General features: G+C 69.1%; 18 protein-coding genes and 1 pseudogene. 9 read left to right on the top strand and 10 right to left on the bottom strand.

Features of this window, described 5'->3' with window-relative positions; genetic code table 11:
- The gene (locus ACTICP_RS09610; RefSeq protein WP_441891780.1) at positions 1-1,197 is read left to right on the top strand and encodes a hypothetical protein; all 1,197 of its coding nucleotides are present in this window, start codon (positions 1-3) and stop codon (positions 1,195-1,197) included.
- Positions 1,198-1,218: 21 nt separating this feature from the next.
- On the top strand, positions 1,219-1,542 hold the full coding sequence (locus ACTICP_RS09605) for a thiamine-binding protein (protein ID WP_441891778.1): 324 nt from the start codon (positions 1,219-1,221) through the stop codon (positions 1,540-1,542).
- Here the strand turns inward: ACTICP_RS09605 and ACTICP_RS09600 are convergent.
- Together ACTICP_RS09600 and ACTICP_RS09595 are read right to left on the bottom strand one after the other, a co-directional pair.
- Entirely contained in the window at positions 1,528-2,397 is an 870-nt protein-coding gene (locus ACTICP_RS09600; RefSeq protein WP_441891776.1) for an MFS transporter, read from the bottom strand. The two genes, ACTICP_RS09605 and ACTICP_RS09600, sit on opposite strands and share 15 nt — an antisense overlap.
- Before the next feature lie 23 nt (positions 2,398-2,420).
- Positions 2,421-2,813 (bottom strand): annotated as a pseudogene (locus ACTICP_RS09595) (MFS transporter); the annotation flags it as partial.
- 81 nt (positions 2,814-2,894) lie between these two features.
- Between ACTICP_RS09595 and ACTICP_RS09590 the strand changes: the two are divergent.
- Complete coding sequence (locus tag ACTICP_RS09590) at positions 2,895-4,070, top strand: MFS transporter (protein WP_441891827.1); 1,176 nt, start codon at positions 2,895-2,897, stop codon at positions 4,068-4,070.
- A gap of 9 nt (positions 4,071-4,079) precedes the next feature.
- Positions 4,080-4,706, top strand: a complete 627-nt coding sequence (locus ACTICP_RS09585) for an NUDIX hydrolase (RefSeq protein ID WP_441891774.1) — start codon at positions 4,080-4,082, stop codon at positions 4,704-4,706.
- 22 nt (positions 4,707-4,728) lie between these two features.
- Here the strand turns inward: ACTICP_RS09585 and metX are convergent, their stop codons facing one another.
- Complete coding sequence (metX, locus tag ACTICP_RS09580) at positions 4,729-5,937, bottom strand: homoserine O-acetyltransferase MetX (RefSeq protein WP_441891772.1); 1,209 nt, start codon at positions 5,935-5,937, stop codon at positions 4,729-4,731.
- A gap of 581 nt (positions 5,938-6,518) precedes the next feature.
- Between metX and ACTICP_RS09575 the strand changes: the two genes are divergently transcribed.
- Entirely contained in the window at positions 6,519-7,181 is a 663-nt protein-coding gene (locus ACTICP_RS09575; RefSeq protein ID WP_441891770.1) for an endonuclease domain-containing protein, read from the top strand.
- 93 nt (positions 7,182-7,274) lie between these two features.
- On the opposite strand, the gene ACTICP_RS09570 is transcribed toward ACTICP_RS09575, so the two are convergent.
- On the bottom strand, positions 7,275-8,597 hold the full coding sequence (locus ACTICP_RS09570) for a bifunctional o-acetylhomoserine/o-acetylserine sulfhydrylase (protein WP_441891768.1): 1,323 nt from the start codon (positions 8,595-8,597) through the stop codon (positions 7,275-7,277).
- Positions 8,598-8,743: 146 nt separating this feature from the next.
- Here ACTICP_RS09570 and ACTICP_RS09565 point away from each other — a divergent pair, with 146 nt between their 5' ends.
- Genes ACTICP_RS09565 through ACTICP_RS09555 form a run of 3 tightly spaced genes read left to right on the top strand, consistent with a single transcriptional unit; the run spans position 8,744 to position 10,886 of the window.
- On the top strand, positions 8,744-9,529 hold the full coding sequence (locus ACTICP_RS09565; RefSeq protein ID WP_441891766.1) for an SDR family oxidoreductase: 786 nt from the start codon (positions 8,744-8,746) through the stop codon (positions 9,527-9,529).
- Positions 9,530-9,576: 47 nt separating this feature from the next.
- The gene (locus ACTICP_RS09560; protein ID WP_441891825.1) at positions 9,577-10,236 is read left to right on the top strand and encodes a uracil-DNA glycosylase; all 660 of its coding nucleotides are present in this window, start codon (positions 9,577-9,579) and stop codon (positions 10,234-10,236) included.
- 47 nt (positions 10,237-10,283) lie between these two features.
- Positions 10,284-10,886 carry a GNAT family N-acetyltransferase gene (locus ACTICP_RS09555; protein WP_441891764.1) on the top strand — a complete coding sequence of 201 codons (603 nt, stop codon included), beginning with the start codon at positions 10,284-10,286 and terminating at the stop codon, positions 10,884-10,886.
- On the opposite strand, the gene ACTICP_RS09550 is transcribed toward ACTICP_RS09555, so the two are convergent.
- The 6 genes from ACTICP_RS09550 to ACTICP_RS09525 form a co-directional block, all read right to left on the bottom strand.
- Entirely contained in the window at positions 10,855-11,658 is an 804-nt protein-coding gene (locus ACTICP_RS09550; RefSeq protein WP_441891762.1) for an ABC transporter ATP-binding protein, read from the bottom strand. The two genes, ACTICP_RS09555 and ACTICP_RS09550, sit on opposite strands and share 32 nt — an antisense overlap.
- Positions 11,655-12,446, bottom strand: coding sequence for an ATP-binding cassette domain-containing protein (locus ACTICP_RS09545; RefSeq protein ID WP_441891760.1), 792 nt, complete (start codon positions 12,444-12,446; stop codon positions 11,655-11,657). Before ACTICP_RS09545 ends, ACTICP_RS09550 begins: the two co-directional genes overlap by 4 nt.
- Complete coding sequence (locus tag ACTICP_RS09540; RefSeq protein ID WP_441891758.1) at positions 12,443-13,309, bottom strand: ABC transporter permease; 867 nt, start codon at positions 13,307-13,309, stop codon at positions 12,443-12,445. Before ACTICP_RS09540 ends, ACTICP_RS09545 begins: the two co-directional genes overlap by 4 nt.
- Positions 13,309-14,256 carry an ABC transporter permease gene (locus ACTICP_RS09535; RefSeq protein WP_441891756.1) on the bottom strand — a complete coding sequence of 316 codons (948 nt, stop codon included), beginning with the start codon at positions 14,254-14,256 and terminating at the stop codon, positions 13,309-13,311. The genes ACTICP_RS09540 and ACTICP_RS09535 overlap by 1 nt, the downstream gene beginning before the upstream one ends.
- A gap of 6 nt (positions 14,257-14,262) precedes the next feature.
- On the bottom strand, positions 14,263-15,777 hold the full coding sequence (locus tag ACTICP_RS09530; protein ID WP_441891754.1) for an ABC transporter substrate-binding protein: 1,515 nt from the start codon (positions 15,775-15,777) through the stop codon (positions 14,263-14,265).
- A 100-nt stretch (positions 15,778-15,877) separates the two neighbouring features.
- Entirely contained in the window at positions 15,878-16,828 is a 951-nt protein-coding gene (locus ACTICP_RS09525) for an alpha/beta fold hydrolase (protein ID WP_441891752.1), read from the bottom strand.
- 163 nt (positions 16,829-16,991) lie between these two features.
- Here ACTICP_RS09525 and ACTICP_RS09520 point away from each other — a divergent pair.
- Positions 16,992-18,132 (top strand): glycosyltransferase (locus ACTICP_RS09520; protein WP_441891750.1); only part of this gene is annotated, 1,141 nt, incomplete at its 3' end.

Raw genomic sequence — 18,132 nt, 5'->3', positions numbered from 1 at the left:
GTGGGCCTGTGGGTCGCATTCCTCGCCGCGCATATTCTCGTCGCCTGGCTGGGCTGGGTGTATCCGACGCAGCCGATGGGGGATGTCGTCCTCGTCTACCAGCCGTGGTCGGCGTCTGCACTCAGCGGCGGTGCGGTCGTCGGCATCACCGAAACGTGGGTCTATCCGCAGCCGGCGCTGCTGCCGATGCTGCTCACGCAGCTGATCGCCTGGCCGCTGAACGCACTGGTCGGCACGACGGGCGCCTATCTGATCGGATGGGCGGTACTCGTCACCGCCCTGGATGCTGTGGGTTTCGGCGTACTCGTCGGCAGGAGAGGATCGGTTGCCCGCCGCTCGGCCGGCTGGTTCTGGACGGTGGCGCTGGTGCTGCTGGGCCCCATTGCGATGTACCGCATCGATGCCGTGACCGTCCCGATGGCCGTGATCGGCGGATGCTGGCTGGTGCGGCGGCCCGCGGTCGCTGCCGCCGTGCTCACCGTCGCCGCATGGATCAAGATCTGGCCGGGCGCGCTCATCGTCGCTGCGATCGCCGCGACCCGTGCGCGGCTGCGGATCCTGTTCGCCTTCCTCGGGGTCAGTGCCGTGATCGTGGTGGTGCTGCTCCTTCTCGGGGCCGACCGGCACCTGTTCGGGTTCATCTCCGCGCAGACTGGCCGGGGGCTGCAGATCGAGTCGGTCGCGGCGACCCCGTTCCTGTGGATGGCGGCGGCGGGGGCGGCATCCATCGATTACAGCTTCGAGATCCTGACCTTCCAGATCGGCGCGCCCGGCGCTGACCTGGTCTCGGTGCTGCTGACCCCGCTGATGGCCGTCGCAGGCATCGCCGTCCTCGCCCTCGGCGCCGTCAAAGCGGCGCGCGGGGCGAGCTTCCCCCGGCTGCTGCCGCCGCTGGCGCTCGCCATCGTCGCCGTACTGATCGTGACGAACAAGGTCGGCTCACCGCAGTTCCAGACCTGGCTGATCGCTCCCGTGATCCTGTGGATCCTCTTCGACCGCACCCGTTCGGGCATCCCGGCCGCGATCGTGCTCGGGCTGAGCGCGCTCACCTGTCTCGTCTACCCGCTCACCTACGACGGGCTGCTGCGCGCCGAGCTCGTACCCGTTCTCCTGCTCACCGCCCGCAACCTGCTGGTGGTCGTTCTGCTCGTCATCGCCGTCCGCGCCCTCCTGCGCGTGCCGGCATCCCGCCCCTGAAGAGAAACTGAGGAAACATCCATGCTCATCGCCTTCTCCGTCGCCCCGAGCGGCTCCTCCGCCGAGAACCCCGCCGGATCCGTGCACGACGCGGTCGCCGCCGCCGTCAAGGTCGTCCGCGAATCGGGGCTCTCACACCGCACGACCAGCATGTTCACCGAGATCGAGGGCCCCGACTGGGACACCGTGATGGGGGTCGTGAAGCGCGCCGTCGATGCCGTCGCGCCGTTCGGGTCGCGGGTGTCGCTCGTGCTCAAGGCTGACATCCGCCCCGGCTACTCGGGCGAGCTCGACGCGAAGCTCGAGCGCCTGGAAGCGGCGATCGAGGAGTCAGACGCCGGGTGACGTCGGCTGTCGTCGTGCGGGGCGCGATCTGCGCACGACGGCTCCGAGGATCGCCTGAGCTGCCGCCAGTGCGGCGAGCAGCCACAGCGCCGGCACCCAGCTGCCAGCGGCGACCTGAACCGCCGCGAGCCCGATCGGACCGATGGCCGCCAGCGTCACGCCCACCATTTGGCTCATCGCGGAGAGGGCCGTGGCGTGGCTCTCCGAATCGGAGGTGGACAGCACGAGGCTGTAGGCGACGCCCACCGATGCTCCCTGGCCGATCCCCATCATCACCACGGCGACGATCGTGATGGCGCTCGGGGTGTCGGCGGCGTTCGAAGCCGTGGCGCCCGGGAGGATAGCCAGCAACGCCGCGCCGAGGGCGAAAGGGAGCGGGGCCATCAACGGCGCGACCCATCGCGCGCGGAGGCGCTGGACCATCCACGGCGCCAACAGCGAGGCGGGGATGGCGACGAGACTCGTCAGCGCCGCCGTGGTGCCGGCGGACGTGGGTGACTGACCTTTGATCTCCAGGATCGTCGGCAGCCAAGCGACCAGCGAGTAGAACAGCAGCGATGTGAGCGCGAGGTAGGCGGTGACGCCCCACGCCGACAGTTCGCGCATGACCTGGCCCAGCCGCACCGTATTCGGCTTCGGGGGCGTCTCAGCGGTTGGCGCTTCCCCGGCGAGCGGGACGGGCGAGGTGCGCTTCGCGAGGACGATCCAGCAGACCGCTGCGAGGAACGGGAGGATCGCCCATACCCCGAGCGCGGCGCGCCACCCCTGTCCGAACAGCTCGCCGAGCGGGATGGTGAGTCCGGCGCCATCGCGGGGCCGAGACTCAGCCCGGCGGTGTACAGCGACACCACCCAACCGCGCCGCGGGGTGCCCAATCCCTTGATCACGGCCGGACCGATCACGCTCGCGACCGCGACGGCGAGGCCGAGCACGACCGTACCCGCCGCCAGCGGGATGGTGCCGGGAAGGGAGCGGATCAGAGTTCCTACGGACGCGATGATCAGCGACCACAGGACGAGGGATCGCAGGCCGAGTCGTGCCTGCAGGGCGGGGACGAGCGGTGCGGTCACGAGGAAGCACAACAGCGGCACGGAGGTCAGCAGAGCCAGGACCGGCGGTGCGAACCCGGTGTCTTCGCCGATCAGCGGCACGACGGGGCCCACGGCGGCGGTGGGGGTCCTGAGGGTGAGGGTGATCAGCAGAACAGTGGCGGCGACCAGCAGTGCATCGGGTCGCTTGCGATCGGTCGGCACAACGCTTCTTGACTGCATACTCACGATCTCGATCTCAGCCTCTCACGCTAGCATTGACGGGTGATTCACTCCTCGAATTCTTCGAGGGGTGCGGCGAAGATGGCGCTCCTCTCGCTCGCCATCGGCTCCTTCGGCATCGGCATGACCGAGTTCGTCGTCATGGGGCTGCTGCCCGACATCGCGGCAGACCTGCTGCCGTCGCAGTGGGCCGCTTCTCCCGAAGATGCGATCGGCCAGACCGGCATCCTCATCTCGCTGTACGCCCTCGGCGTGGTCATCGGTGCGCCGACGATCGCCGGGATGGTCGCGCGCTTCCCACGGCATCACGTGATGCTCGGGCTCGCCGTCGCCCTCACCGTGTTCAACGCGCTGACGGTGCTGATGCCCACGTTCGAACTGGTCGGTGCCTCGCGGTTCCTGGCGGGGCTGCCGCACGGGGCGTACTTCGGGATCGGCGCCCTTGTCGCCGCCGATGTGCTCGGGCCGGGCAGACGCGCGCAGGGCGTCGCGTTCATCCTCACCGGGCTCACGATCGCGAACGTCGTCGGCGTGCCGCTGGGCACGTTCCTCGGTCAGCAGTGGGGGTGGCGAGCGGCCTTCCTCGTCGTGACGCTCGTGTTCGCGCTCGCTGCGGTGAGCATCGCGGTCTTCGTGCCGAAGCACCCCGGAGAGCCGGGCCGCACCCTGCGCTCTGAACTCGGCGTGTTCCGTGTCGGTCAGGTCTGGCTGACCCTCGGCATCGGCGCGATCGGGTTCGGCGGGTTCTTCGCCGTCTACAGCTACGTCGCTCCTCTGGTGACTGATGTCGCCGGCTCCCCGGCCTGGGCGGTGCCGATCGTGCTCATCATCGTCGGGCTCGGAATGACGATCGGCAATCTGCTCGGCGGACACTTCGCAGACCGCGACCTGCGCCGCACGCTGTGGGCGGGCATGGCAGGCCTGGCCGTCGTGCTCGTGCTGCTGGCGCTGCTGTCGTTCCAGATCATCCTGCTCGCGGTGCTCGCGTTCGGCGTGGGGCTGCTCTCGTCGGTGCTGAGCCCGGCGATCCAAACTCGTCTGATGGACGTCGCCGGCGACAATCAGTCGATCGCCGCAGCCATGAATCACTCGGCGCTCAACATCGGCAACAGCCTCGGGGCCTTCCTGGGCGGCATCGTGATCTCGCTGGGCTGGGGGTTCACGGCACCGGCGTGGGCCGGCGCCGTGCTCGCGGTGATCGGACTCGCCATCACCCTGGTCGCGTTCCGGACGGAGCGCGTCGCCGCACCCGCGTAGGCTGACCGGATGAACCAGCCCCTCCTCGTCGGCGGCACCACCGTGCTGCTGCGCGCGGGGTCTGCGTGTCTCGAGACGCTGCTGATCCGCCGCCCCGACCGCGGTTCGTTCGCCGGAGCCTGGGTCTTTCCGGGTGGGGTCGTCGAGGATGGGGATGCCGTGGCCGGAGCGCCAGAACATGAGACCGCGGCCCGGGCCGCCGCCCGCGAGTGCGACGAGGAGGTGGGCCTGCGGCCGACCGATCTGCACGCGCTGTCGTGCTGGGTTCCACCGATCGAGGCACCCAAACGCGTGCGCACCTGGTTCTTCCTCGCGCAGGCGCCGGAGGGCGAGGTGCGGGCGGCGCCGGACGAGGTCGTCGACGCCGTCTGGATGTCACCGGCCGACGTGCTGCGCCGGCACGCGGACGGCGAGATGGTGCTGTTCCCACCGACCTGGGTCACGCTGCGCTCGCTCGCCGAGCACGAGACGTTCGCGGATGCTGTGGCCGCGGCATCCGTCCCCGACCTGTTCTCGACGCATCTGGTCGGCGGCGGCATCTTCGCCTGGGAGGGCGATGCCGAGCACCCGGAGGGCGGTATGGGGCGACACCGCATCGACACGTCGACGCTGCCCTGGGAGTACGTGCGCGACTGAACCGGCGGTTCAGGCAGCGCGTTCAAGCCGCGAGGAGCCGCCGCAGGTGCATGCCGACGGCATCCGTTTCGATGAGGAACCCGTCGTGTCCGAAATCGCTGTTGAGGACGACCGCCTCGTTGCCGTCGATCGTGCCCGGGATGCTGCGCGCGATGCGGTGCTGCCCGTCGACGGGGAACAACCGGTCGGTGTCGATGCCGAGCACGAGCGTCTTGGCCGTGACCGCCTGCAGCGCCGTCTCGACCCCGCCGCGCCCGCGGCCGACATCGTGCGAGTTCATCGCCTCGACGAGCGTGAGATAGCTGTTCGCGTCGAAACGGCGGGTGAACTTGTTGCCGTGGAAGTCGAGGTACGACTCGACGGCGAAGCGTCCCCCGCGGCCGAGGGGGGAGACCTCTGACTGCCAGGAGCGCTGGAAGCGCTGGTTGAGCTCGATCGGGCTGCGGTAGTTCAGCAGTGCCATGCGCCGAGCCAGTGCGAGCCCGCGGTGCGGCCCCTCGCCGACGCTCTGGTCGTAGTACTCGCCGCCCTGGAACCGCGGATCGATGCGGATCGCCTCGAGCTGCACGGAGTTCAGGGCGATCTGGTCGGCGGTGTTCACCGGGGGAGAGGACAGCACAGCGAGCCGCTCGACGCGCTCCGGGTGCGTCACCGCCCACTCCAGGCCGTGCATCCCGCCCATGGAACCGCCCACGACTCCCGCCCAGCGGTCGATGCCGAGTGCGTCGGCGAGGCGCACCTGGGCGGCGACCTGATCGCGGATCGTCAGGTACGGGAAGCGCACCGACCACTCGTAGCCGTCGGGGGCGATGCTGGCCGGGCCGGTGGTGCCCTGGCATCCGCCGAGCATATTCGGGGCGATCACGAACCAGCGATCGGTGTCCAGCGCCGCGCCGGGGCCGACGACGTCGTTCCACCAGCCGGCGGTCGGGTGCCCCGGGGCCGCGTCGCCGCGCACGTGACTGTCGCCCGTGAGCGCGTGCAGCACGAGGATCGCATTGTCGCGGGCGGCGTTGAGCTCGCCCCACGACTCGTACGCGATGCGGATGCCCGGCAGCTCCTGTCCGTTCTCGGTGCGGAAGGCACCGAACGACGCGAAGCGGCGGTCACCCGCTGGGTCGCCGTCGCGCCAGGCGCCCGTGACGGGTGGTCGGGCACGCAGCAGGCGAGCGTCGTCCTCGGTCACGCGTGCCGAGGGCACGGTGTCCTCCGAGGTGCTCTGCCAGTCCATGCATCCATTCTCGCCTGCCCGGCGCGCTCCGCGGCCCACGTTACGTCCCCGCGGCGCGGTGCCGCCCTGTCCCCGCCCCCGTCCCGCCCCGCCTCGCCCGTCCCCGTCCCGTCCCCGGGGATGAAAGGAGGAAAGTGCCGGTGATTCCGGCGGATGATCGTCACTTTCCTCCTTTGACTATGCATCGAGCGCAACGCCGGCGCGGAGCGGGCGCCGTCCACAAGCAGATCGTCGGCACGAGTTGTCCACCGATCGTGGATTCGCGTGGTGCTGGGATCTGCGGCGCGCTGGAGGATGTGCGGATGAGACCACGAACTCGACTGCCGCGACGGCTGGGTGAGCGCTTCACTGTCGGTGACGCCGAAACTGCCGGAGTAGGGCGTTCCCGGCGAAACGCTCCTGATCTCGCTCGTCCTTTCCACGGGGTACGCGCGAAGGATCGCCCGAGAACGTTCGCGGATTTCGTCGCCTGCTATCGTCCGCGGATGAAACCCGGGCACCGCTATGGCGGGCGGACAGGAATGCGGTTGTGGGGGCTTCCGCATCCGAACCGGTGGAAGCCGAATGAACCACTGGAGGTGATGGTTCCGCCGGACACGGCCCCGCCCACGACACCCGGCGTGAAGGGACGCCGCCTCGCCGACGATCGCGCTGAGACCCGGACGCTGAGGGGCGTTCCGGTGCTCGACCCGGTCGGCGCTTTCTTCACCTGTGCGGCCGAGCTCACAATCGCGCAGGCGGTCGCAGTGATCGATGCCCTTGTCACGACGGCATTCGATTACCCGGATCTGGGGCCCGGCCGTCCGTTGAGCACACGGGAGCAGATCGGCGATCGGCTGGCGCAGTGGGCACGGTTTCCCGGTTGTGCGACTGTCCGCGAAGCGCTGCACCTCGCGCGAGATCGGGTGGAGTCACCGAAGGAGACGCAGACGAGGCTTCTGATCGTGACGGCCGGGCTCCCGGAGCCCATCGTGCAATTCGAGGTGCGGGACGGCGGACGCTTCATCGCCCGCGTCGATCTCGCGTACCCCGAGCTGCGGATCGCCATCGAATACGAGGGGGACGGCCATCGCACGGACAAAGCGCAATGGCGCCACGACATCCAGCGTCAGCGGGAACTGGAGGGCGTCGGCTGGATCGTGATCCGCCTCACCGAAAAGGACCTCAAGGATGCCGGTTCGTCGCTCCTCAAACACCTCCGTCGCGCGGTCGCAGCCCGCACGGGAGCCCCTACGGATGCATGAAAGGAGGAAAGTGCTGGTGATCCCGATGCGGGACCGGCACTTTCCTCCTTTCACCGGCTCGCAAGCCGGCCTATAGGCGCTCGGCGTGCGCGATCAGGCGCGGGCGGCCTCGGAGACGCGGCGCGCGGCGGCGAGGGCACCCTCGAGGTCGGCCTTGAGGTCGTCGACGTTCTCCAGGCCCACCGACAGACGCACCAGACCCGGCGTGACGCCGGCGGTGAGCTGCGCCTCGGGCGACAGCTGCGAGTGCGTCGTGGATGCCGGGTGGATGACCAGTGAGCGCACATCACCGATGTTGGCGAGGTGGCTGAACAGCGACAGGCTGTTCACGAACTCGCGGCCGGCCTCGACGCCGCCCTTCAGCTCGAACGACAGCACGGCGCCGACGCCCTTGGGTGCGTACTCGTTCGCCTTGGCGTACCAGGGCGATGACGGCAGTCCCGAGTAGTTCACGGACGCCACATCGGCGTGACCGTCGAGCCACTCCGCGATCTCCTGCGCGTTCTGCACGTGGCGCTCGATGCGCAGCGACAGCGTCTCGATGCCCTGGATGAGGTTCCACGCGCTCTGCGGGGCGATGGACGAGCCGAGGTCGCGCAGCAGCTGCACGCGTGCCTTGATGATGTAGGCGAGCGGGTCTCCGACCGCGGTCGTGTAGCTCGCACCGTGATAGGACGGGTCGGGCTCGGTGAGGCTCGGGAACTTCTCGACGTTCTGGGACCACGCGAACGTGCCGCCGTCGATGATCGCGCCGCCGATGGTGGTGCCGTGGCCGCCGAGGAACTTGGTCACCGAGTGCACGACGACGTCGGCACCGTGCTCGAACGGGCGGATCAGGTACGGGGTGGCGATCGTGTTGTCGACGATCAGCGGGATGCCGTTCTCGTGCGCGGCGTCGGCGATGCCGCGGATGTCGAGCACGTTGATCTTCGGGTTGCCGATGGTCTCGGCGAAGAACAGCTTCGTGTTCGGGCGGACGGCGGCGCGCCACTCCTCGATGTCGTCCTGGTTCTCGATGAACGTGACCTCGATGCCGAGCTTGGCGAGGGTGTACTTGAAGAGGTTGTAGGTGCCGCCGTAGATCGAGCTCGACGAGACGAAGTGGTCGCCGGCCTGCGCGATGTTCAGTACCGCGAAGGTCGATGCGGCCTGGCCGCTGGCGAGAACGAGTGCACCGGTGCCGCCTTCGAGAGCGGCGAGCCGCTGCTCGAGCACGTCCTGCGTGGGGTTCTGGATGCGGGTGTAGATGTTGCCGAACTCGGCGAGCGCGAACAGGCTCGCGGCGTGGTCCGCGTTGTCGAACACGTACGACGTGGTCTGGTAAATCGGCGTGGCGCGCGACTTGGTCGTCGGGTCAGGGGCTGCGCCGGAGTGGATCTGCTTGGTCTCGAAACGCCAGGTCTCGGGTGCGGACATGTGTGCCTCCTCGGGCGGGTCGAAAACGTGGGACGAATGCCGTCGTTGCGACACTACGGAATCCCCATCTTGTCAACAACGCGCGGGAAATGTGACGTAACAATGGCGCGCGCGGATATCGCGCGGAAACGTCGTACGGTGGAGGCATGACACGTCGTGCAGTGGTTACAGGTGCGAGTTCCGGGATCGGCGAGGCGGCGGTGCGCGACCTGCGCGCCCGCGGCTGGGAGGTCGTCGGCGTCGCCAGACGCGCGGAGCGTCTGCAGAAGCTCGCCGAGGAGACCGGCGCCTCGGCGATCGCGTGCGATCTCACCGATCCGGATGCCGTCGACGCTCTCCTCACGGAGATCGACGCCGCAGGCCCCGTGCACGCGCTGGTGCAGGTCGCTGGCGGTGCCCGCGGCACCGACCGGATCGAGGATGGCAGCACGGCGGACTGGCAGTGGATGTACGACGTGAACGTGCTGGCCACCCAGCGCCTCGTCGCCGGCATCCTGCCGCTGCTGCGCCGCGCCGCAGCATCCGATGGGCATGCCGACCTCGTCTTCGTGACGTCGACCGCCGCGCAGACGGCGTACGCGGGCGGCGGCGGGTACAACGCCGCCAAGGCCGCCGAGTCGATGCTGGTGCGCGCGCTGCGGCAGGAGCTGAGCGGCGAGCCGATCCGGGTCGTGGAGGTCGCTCCTGGCCTCGTCCACACCGAGGAGTTCACTCTCAACCGCCTCGGCGGCGACCGGGTGGCCGCCGAAGCTGTCTACGCGGGCGTCGACGACCCGCTCACCGCGCATGACGTCGCCGATGTGATCGGCTATGCGCTGAGCGCGCCGGGGCACGTCAACCTCGACCTCATCACGATGCGCCCGGTCGCACAGGCCGCGCAGCACATTCTCGCCCGGGGGCGGCTGCGCGTCCGTCCCGAGCGCGAGGGCTGAACTCGGTGCCAGGTCGCTCCCTCGCCCAGTTGGTCGATGACGGGCTGATGGACCGCGGCTGGGCGGATGCGCTCGCCCCCGTCGCCGACGTCATCAGCGGACTCGGCGATCGTCTGCGCGCCGAACAGGCGCAGGGCGTGGGATACCTGCCGGACGGCGCACATGTGCTGCGGGCTTTCCAGCGTCCGCTCGACGAGGTGCGGGTGCTCATCACCGGTCAGGACCCGTATCCGACCCCGGGGCATCCGATCGGACTGTCGTTCGCGGTCGAGCGTCAGGTGCGCCCGTTGCCGCGGAGCCTGAACAACATCTATGCCGAACTGCAGAACGATCTCGGCATCCCACCAGCACCGCACGGCGACCTGACGGCATGGAGCGACCAGGGCGTGCTGCTGCTGAACCGCGTCCTCACCGTGCGGCCCGGTGTCCCGGCCTCACACCGCGGGTGGGGGTGGGAGCAGGTGACCGAGCTCGCCATCCGCACGCTCGTCGCACGGGGCCAACCGCTCGTCGCGATCCTCTGGGGGCGGGATGCCGCGAACCTGCAGCCGCTCCTCGGCGATACGCCGGTGATCACCTCGCCGCACCCGTCACCCCTGTCGGCGCACCGCGGCTTCTTCGGCTCGCGCCCGTTCTCCCGCGCGAACGCGCTGCTCGAGCAGCAGGGCTCCGCTCCCGTCGATTGGCGCGTGCCCGGCGAACTCTAGGTTGGTGCCGTGCCGTCAAGCTGACACCGTGTCGTTAAGATGAGACCGTGCAGTTCGAACCCGGCGACCAGCGTCGTCGGTTGCCGCGCCACCTGCAGGCCCCGGCTGCGGAGCCGGATACCTTCTCGTTCGACATCCGACCGGCTCGGCCCGGGGATCTGCCCGATGTCCGCGGCATCTACAACCACTACGTCGCCAACTCCGTCGTGACGTTCGACGAGAAGCCGTCGACGCACCGCTACTGGCGTGAGAAGTTCGCGATGCTCACGAAGCTGAAACTGCCGTTCCTCGTCGCGGTGACGCCCGCGAATCAGGTGATCGGGTACGCGCTGGTGCAGCCGTGGGCGAGCAAGTCGGCATTCCGCTACACGGTCGAGAGCTCGATCTATCTCGGCCCCGGGGCCGGCGGCAAGGGACTCGGCACGACCTTGCTGCAGACGCTGATCGCGGCGTGCGAACAGATCGGCCTGCGCGAGATCGTGGCGGTGATCAGCGACAGCGGCGCTGAAGCGTCGATCCGGCTCCATCAGCGGTATGGATTCGTCGAGGTCGGACGGATGGGCCGCGTCGGCTTCAAATTCGGCCGGTCGCTCGGCACGATCTATCTGCAGCGATCGCTCAAGCCGAAGCCGCGCCGCCGTCGGGGATGACGGGGATCGCCGCGAGCAGTCGCCGGGTGTAGTCCTGCTGCGGGTGCAGCAGGACGTCGCGGGTCGTACCCCGCTCGACGATCGCCCCGTCCTTCATGACCGCGACTGTGTCGCACAGGTTCTGCACGACGCCGATGTCGTGCGAGACGAGCAGGAGGGTGAGGTCCTCGGTCTCCAGCAGCTGTTGGAGAACCTCGAGGATCTGCGCGCGGACGGTCACGTCGAGGGCCGACAGCGGCTCGTCGCCGACGAGGATGCGCGGGCGGTGCACGATCGCCCGCGCGATCGCGACGCGCTGACGCTGCCCTCCCGAGAACTCGTGGGGGTAGCGCTCCGCCATCGCAGGATCGAGCCCGACCTGCTCGAGCACCTCCTGAACGCGCGCGCGACGGTCGCCGGCGATTCCGAGCGCCCGCAGCGGTTCGGCGATGATCTGCCCGGCGCTCATTCGGGGGTCGAGCGACGCATACGGATCCTGGAATACGAGCCCGGTGGTACGCCGCAGCCAGTGCAGTGAACGGGCCGAAGCCGCCGCATCCACGTTCTGCCCGTCGATGCGCACGGTGCCCGAGGTCGGACGGTCGAGACCCAGCAGAAGGCGCACGAGTGTTGACTTGCCCGAGCCCGACTCGCCGATGATGCCGATCGATTCGCCGGCCTCGATGTCGATGTCGATCGGTGCCAGCGCGGTATGCGTACGGGCGCGCTCGAACATGGTCCCCTTCGGGAGCGGGAACTCGCGGCTCAGCCCTCGTGCCTCGATGAGACTCATTCCTCGCCCCCGTCCGGCCGCCACAGCGTCGCGGTGGCGTCGCGCAGCAGGCCCTGGGTGATCGGCGAGGCCGGCGCGCTGAGCAGCGTCGGCACGGGCGCTGCCTCCACGACCCTGCCCTCCTCGAGTACGACGCCGTGGGTGGCGACCTGCGCGAGCACGGCGAGGTCGTGCGTGATGAACATCAGCGACATGCCGTGCTCCGAGGTCAGCGAGAGCAGCAGCTTCAGAATCTCGGCCTGGATCGTGACGTCGAGCGCGGTTGTCGGCTCGTCGGCGATCAGCAGCTGCGGCCGGCAGGCGAGTGCCATCGCGATCGCGACGCGCTGACGCTGCCCGCCGGAGAGCTGGTGCGGGTACTTGTCCACGATCGTCTCAGGGTCGGGCAGGTGCACCTGCGCCGCCTCTTCGATCGCACGAACCCGTGCCTCGCGTCTGCTCACACCCGTGTGGATCCGCACGGACTCCGCGATCTGCCGTCCGACCGTGCGGATGGGGTTGAGTGCGGTGCGCGGCTCCTGGAACACGATGCCGATGTCATCGCCGCGGAACCGCGCGAGCTCGCGATCCGGCATTCCGATCAGTTCGGTGCCGTTCCAGCGGATGCTGCCGTGCGCCGTCGCGCCGTCGGGGAGGAGCCCGAGCAGCGCGAGCGCGGTGATTGATTTGCCCGAACCCGATTCGCCGATGAGGCCCAGCCGCGCGCCGTCGGGCACCTCGAACGAGATGCCGTCGACGACGCGGCGCCCGTCGATCTCGACGACGAGGTCGTTCACGATGAGACTCATGCGACCACCGCCGGGGTGGGCATCTCGGCCGACCGGTGCTGCAGCGTCGGATCGGTCGCCTCACGCAGTGCGTCGCCGAGCAGGTTTAGCGACAGGACGGTGATGGTGATCGCCAGCCCTGGCCAGATGACCGAGAGCGGGTGGATGCCGATGTAGCGCTGCAGGTCGGCGAGCAGGATGCCCCAGGACGGCTCCGTGACCGAGGCGCCGAAGCCCAGGTACGACAGGCCGGCCTCGGAGAGCACGGCCACGGCCATCGACCACGACAGCTGCACGATGAACACCGGTGCCACGTTCGGGAGCAGATGGCGCACCAGGTTCTGCGCGGGGGTGAGGCCGGCGGCGCGACCGGCCAGCACGAAATCGCTCTGCTGCACGCGGCGCAGCTCCGGTCGGGTGACGCGGGCGATGTTCACGCCGAACCCGATGCCGACCGCCCAGATGACCACCCACAGCGACCCGCCCCAGACGGAGGAGATCATCATGGCGATGATGAGCACCGGGAACGCGATGAAGATGTCGACGAGCACGGCCACGACCTCACGCATCCAGCGGAACGTGAGCGCGCCGAGTGCCGCGAGTGCGATGCCGACGATCGTGGCGACGACGCCGGCGCCGACGCTGACGAAGACCGTGGTGCGGGCGCCCGCCATGATGAGGCTGAGGATGTCGCGTCCGGTGCCGTCGGTGCCCAGCAGATGCGGCCAACTGGGGGGCGCCCAACGATTGCGCACGTCGGCGTCGAGGGGGTTGAACGGCGTCCAGAACAGGGCGACGAGCGCGACGGCGGCGATCACGGCGACGGCGATGAGTCCGAAGCGTCCGGTGGAGCTCGCCCAGAGGCGGCGCAGCCAACGAGGCATCAGGCCTCCCGCTGCCGGGGGTCGACGAAATGGTGCACGAGATCGACGATGAAGCCGATCACGAGCACCAGACCGGTGAGGACGAGCAGTTCGCTCTGCACCTTGACCAGATCACGCGTGCCGACATCGGCGACCAGCATCCGTCCGATCCCCGGCAGGGTGAACAGCTGCTCGATGATCACGGCGCCGACGACGATGCCCGCGACCTGCAGGCCCAGCACGGTGACGATCGAGAGGCCCACGGCCGGGATGCCGTGCTGGATCAGCGCCCGGTTGCGGGTGAGCCCCTTCGCCGCGGCGGTGCGGACGAAGTCCTGCCCGCGAGCCTGCAGCGTGGCGCTGCGCACGAAGCGCAGCAGCATGGCACCCTCGACGACCCCGATGGTCAGCGCTGGCAGCAGCAGGGCGCGGAAGGCCTGCCACGGCTGATCCCAGCCGCCGCGGGGGAAGCCCTGGGCGGGGAGCCACCCGAGCCATACGGCGAAGACCACGATCAGCATCATGCCGGCCCAGATCACCGGTACGGCGGCCAGCGCCTGCGCGGTCACGCTCAGCGCCGTACCGCCAGCGCGACCGCGCAGCAGGGCGGAGAGGATGCCGAAGGGCACCGCGATCAGGAGTGCGATGACCAGCGACATGATGCCCAGCGGCACCGTGACCTGGGCTTTCTCAGCGATCTCGGCGCCGACCGACGCCCCACTGAGCTGCGAGGTGCCCAGATCGCCGGTGAGCACCCCGCCGATCCAGTCGCCGTACTGCACGTACAGGGGGCGATCGAGGCCGAGCGCCTCACGCAGCGCCGCGACGGTCGCGGGCGAGGCTTGAGTGCCGGCGATGAGCTGTGCGACGTCGCCGGGGAAGACGCGCAGGGTCAGGAAGATCAGCACGCTCGACACGAGGAGCCCTGCGATCAGCAGGACTCCTCGTGTGAGCGTGTAGCGGATCACCGGTGATCAGTCGGCGGCGACGGTGACGCCAGCGAGGTCGATGCGCGAGTTGATCGAGTCCTGCGGGAAGCCGGAGACGATCGGGCGGACCGCGGTGATCGTCTGTCCCGTGTAGAGCCAGTCGGCGGCGTGGTCCTCTGACACGATCCGTGCGGCTTCGGCGAGCAGCTCGGCAGAGGCGTCGGGGTCGATCTCGGTCAGCGCCTCGGAGTACAGGCGCTGCACGTCGGGGTTGTCGTAGCCGAAGTAGTAGTCCGGGTCTGCGAAGTTCCCGAAGTCGCGGGGCTCGACGTGCAGCACGTAGCTGAGTTCGTAGTCCTTGTTGGTGTAGGCGTCTTCGAGCCAGGTCGGGAATTCGACGGCGTCGACCGAGAGGGTGACGCCGATCTTCGAGAAGTCCGACACCAGCACCTGCGGCACGGTGGTTCCGTAGAACGCCGGGATCGTGAGAGTCAACTCCAGGTTCTCCTCGCCCGCCTCAGCGAGCAGCTCCTTGGCGCGCTCGGGGTCGTAGGGGGCGACATCGGAGAGATCCTCGTAGCCGGGGTCGAGCTCCGGGATGGGGCCGTAGAGCGGTTCACCGGCGCCGACCGCTTCGATCAGGCCCTCGTGGTCGATGCCGAGGCGCAGCGCCTCGCGGACACGCGGGTCATCGAGCGGAGCCTTGGCATTGTTGAATGCGAGGGTGGCCTTGTCGGTGGTGCGCCCCTCCGTCAGGACGAAGTCACCGGATTCCTCGAGCTGAGGAGCGAGGTTCGGATCGACAGCGGTGAGCACGTCGAGGCTGCCGTCGAGTGCCGCGTTGACTCCGGCGGTGAAGTCGGGGATGTACTCGAAGACGACTTCGGCGACGCCGGCGGGGTCGCCCCAGTACTCGTCGTAGCGATCGAAGGTGATCGTGCTGCCCTTGCTCCAGTTCTGCAGCACGAAGGGTCCGGTGCCGTTCTCGGCCGTCTGCAGGTCCGTGTCATCCTCGCTCTGGAAGACGAGGCCGGCGGGGCCGGTGAGCGCGAACAGGAAGTTCTGATCCGGTTCGGTCAGCGTGATGACGACCGAGGAGGCATCGGGGGCGGTGATCGATTCGACGCCGGCGAAGGAGGCGTGGCCCTGCAGCGCCTCGTCGGTCCGCACCGCCTCATAGGACGCCACCACGTCGGCGGAGGTCATCTCCGTGCCGTCGTGGAACGTGACGCCCTCATTCAGGGCGAACGTGTACGTGAGGCCGTCATCGGACATCTCGAACTCCGAGGCCAGCCGCGGCTCGATCGTATTGTCCTGGGCGCGGCTGACGAGGCCCTCGTAGATGTTGTCGACGAGGATCTGCTCGAGCGCAGCACCGCTGGTGCGGCGGATGTCGAGGTTCGTCGGCTCGAGCACGAGCCCGACGGTGAGCGTGGCGTCGGGGTCGGGCTCACCGTTGGAGGTCTCTGCCGGGCCAGGGGCTGAGCTGGTGCAGGCACTCAGGATGACGGCGGTCACAGCGAGCGCGGAGATGACGGCGAGGCGTCTGATGCGGGACATGTCGGTGCTGGATCCTCTCGGGCGGCAGGTGCTGTGTGCCGGTCGGTGCGGTGTGGTTCGGTGCGCAGTCTGGGGACGGGGCGTCAGAATCAATGGGGAGTCAGGCGGGGGAGTCGAGTGCGTCGCGCACGAGCCGGGCGAGTTCGCCCGGGGCAGTCTCCTGCACGTTGTGCGTGGCGTCGAGGGCGACGACGCGACCGGTGGGGAGGTGCTGCTGCCACTGGTCCGCGTCCGCCGCGCTGACGAAGCCGCGCGTTGCACGGACGAGCGTTATTGGGACCGAGGCGGCGGTGAGGTCCTCCCAGCCGCTCGCGCTGAGAATCGCGCGATTCGCTGAGGCCTCGGGTGCTGCGGCATCCGTGGCAGCGTCCGGAGCGGGCTGCGCGAGGGCCGCTGCGGCGAGGTGGGCGAAGTGGTGCTTCCACTCGATGCGTCCGTCCGCGCGGACGCGCGTGTTGAGGAAGACGCCGCGCTCGGTCTCCGGCCGGGTGCCGCCGAAGCCCAGCGACATCGCCCGGTCGACGAGTTCGTCTCGGGTGGCGAAATCGGTGGGGCCCTCGTAGAACGCGCGCAGCGCAGCGGGGCCGCCGGAGGCGTCGATGCCCGGAGTGATGTCGACCACGACGACGTCGCGGACGAGGTCGGGATGGGTGGATGCCAGGGCTGCTGCCGTCAGGCCTCCCAGCGACTGCCCGACGAGGATCTGGGGACTGTTCGTCCACTCCTGGAGCGCAAGGGCGACATCTGGTGCGAGCGTGCGGCCGGAGTAATCGGCATCCGTCCGCCAGCTGGAATCTCCGTGCCCGGCCAGGTCGATCGCGAGCGCCGGCTGCTGCAGCAGCAGGACCGTCGTGTCCCAGGTGTGCGCGTTCAGCCCGGCACCGTGCAGCAGCGTGACCGCCGGGTCGCCGTCGCCGTATCGGAGTGCACTGAGTTCGCGCCCATCGGGCAGTGTCAGGGTCAGCCGCTTCACGGAGGGCGCTGGCACGCCGAGCGTCTCGGCCTGGTGGGGAAGGTAGCTGAACTCGCCGGTTTCAGTCGTCACGCCCATATTCTGCTCTCAAACCGAGGTGGGCGTGAAACTCGAAAGCAGAGCGACAAGCAAAACGTGGCAGCGATTCAGTGTTTTGCTGAGTAAACGCTAAAAAGGCTTGTCTGACTGCATTTCGTTGCGCCGAGCCCGCTCACAGCAGATGTTGTTACCGTCATGCTCCATGCGGTCATCTATTCTCTCTCCCCGCTTCCGCCCCGGAGCGCAGTACGCGCTGAGCTGGGGTATCCCGGATTCCTTCGGAGGCATGACCGGTGCGCTTCTGCATCGCTCGAGAGCGTTCGTCCGGATGGCTGGGCGCCCGGTCGACGTTCTCACCCTCGACGATCGACTCGACGGCGAGGAGCTCGAGGAGAGGCTGCGCGCCGCCGGGGAGATCATCGACGGCATCCGGATCGTGAACATCTGGGACTGGCTGCGGGCGCACGACCACGAAGCGCCGGCTGATGTGCGGCCGACTCATGCGCACACGCCGATCGCGCCGGGCCCGGATGTCCGCGAGCACAGTCGCGACGGCGTGGTGCTCCTTCGCGAGCAGCGGGCGGACGACGGGCACGAGGTGGTGGCGGTTGATCGCCATCGCGTCGATGGCAGTCTCGTCGTGACCGATCGCCGCGCCCCCGACACCGGGGAGCGCAGCGTGGTCCTGTACGACCGGAGCGGTACCCCCGTGCGCAGCTGGGGGAGCGTGTGGGGCATCTACCGGCACTGGCTCGATGCGATGATCGGCGGCAGGGAGAGTTTCCTGATCGTCGATTCGAAGACGGCGGCGCGATTCGCCCGGACGTATCGCCGGCGGAACGTGGTCACGATGCACGTGCTGCACGGTTCGCACCGGTCGGCGGACGGGTCAGCGCTCAGCTCGTCGCGCCGCAGCGTGCTGGACAATCTCGGCGATTTCGACTCTGTGGTGCTGCTGACCGAGGCGCAGCGCGACGACCTGGTGCACGATCTCGGGCCGCAGCACAACCTCGCCGTGATCCCGAATGGCTTCAACCAGGTGCCAGTGCCGCAGGATGCCGATGGCGGCCACGTGCGGGGGAGCGGGATCATGCTGGCATCCCTGATCGCGCGCAAGCGGGTCTCGCACGCGGCGAAGGCCGTGGCGCGCGCCTGTCAGACGGAGGACGTGACCCTGGACGTCTTCGGTGAGGGGGAGCGCCGCCCGCTCCTGGAGAAGACGATCCGCTCGCTGGGCATGGAACAGCGCGTCATCCTGCGCGGACACGACACCGGCGCACGGGCCGCGTTCGCCACGGCGGACTTCATGCTGCTGACGTCGAAGGCGGAGGGGCTTCCGCTCG

This window comes from Microbacterium sp., assembly GCF_052102115.1.
Classification (GTDB): domain Bacteria; phylum Actinomycetota; class Actinomycetes; order Actinomycetales; family Microbacteriaceae; genus Microbacterium.
Note: the sequence above shows the minus strand (reverse complement) of the source record. Positions and strands in the feature narration are given on the sequence as shown.

Excerpts from the sequence above, each read along its gene's own strand:
- ACTICP_RS09605 (WP_441891778.1), top strand. The coding sequence starts at position 1,219 with ATGCTCATCGCCTTCTCCGTCGCCCCGAGCGGCTCCTCCGCCGAGAAC.
- ACTICP_RS09590 (WP_441891827.1), top strand. The coding sequence starts at position 2,895 with ATGGCGCTCCTCTCGCTCGCCATCGGCTCCTTCGGCATCGGCATGACC.
- ACTICP_RS09585 (WP_441891774.1), top strand. The coding sequence starts at position 4,080 with ATGAACCAGCCCCTCCTCGTCGGCGGCACCACCGTGCTGCTGCGCGCG.
- metX (WP_441891772.1), bottom strand. The coding sequence starts at position 5,937 with ATGGACTGGCAGAGCACCTCGGAGGACACCGTGCCCTCGGCACGCGTG.
- ACTICP_RS09575 (WP_441891770.1), top strand. The coding sequence starts at position 6,519 with ATGGTTCCGCCGGACACGGCCCCGCCCACGACACCCGGCGTGAAGGGA.
- ACTICP_RS09570 (WP_441891768.1), bottom strand. The coding sequence starts at position 8,597 with ATGTCCGCACCCGAGACCTGGCGTTTCGAGACCAAGCAGATCCACTCC.
- ACTICP_RS09565 (WP_441891766.1), top strand. The coding sequence starts at position 8,744 with ATGACACGTCGTGCAGTGGTTACAGGTGCGAGTTCCGGGATCGGCGAG.
- ACTICP_RS09560 (WP_441891825.1), top strand. The coding sequence starts at position 9,577 with ATGGACCGCGGCTGGGCGGATGCGCTCGCCCCCGTCGCCGACGTCATC.
- ACTICP_RS09550 (WP_441891762.1), bottom strand. The coding sequence starts at position 11,658 with ATGAGTCTCATCGAGGCACGAGGGCTGAGCCGCGAGTTCCCGCTCCCG.
- ACTICP_RS09545 (WP_441891760.1), bottom strand. The coding sequence starts at position 12,446 with ATGAGTCTCATCGTGAACGACCTCGTCGTCGAGATCGACGGGCGCCGC.
- ACTICP_RS09540 (WP_441891758.1), bottom strand. The coding sequence starts at position 13,309 with ATGCCTCGTTGGCTGCGCCGCCTCTGGGCGAGCTCCACCGGACGCTTC.
- ACTICP_RS09530 (WP_441891754.1), bottom strand. The coding sequence starts at position 15,777 with ATGTCCCGCATCAGACGCCTCGCCGTCATCTCCGCGCTCGCTGTGACC.
- ACTICP_RS09525 (WP_441891752.1), bottom strand. The coding sequence starts at position 16,828 with ATGGGCGTGACGACTGAAACCGGCGAGTTCAGCTACCTTCCCCACCAG.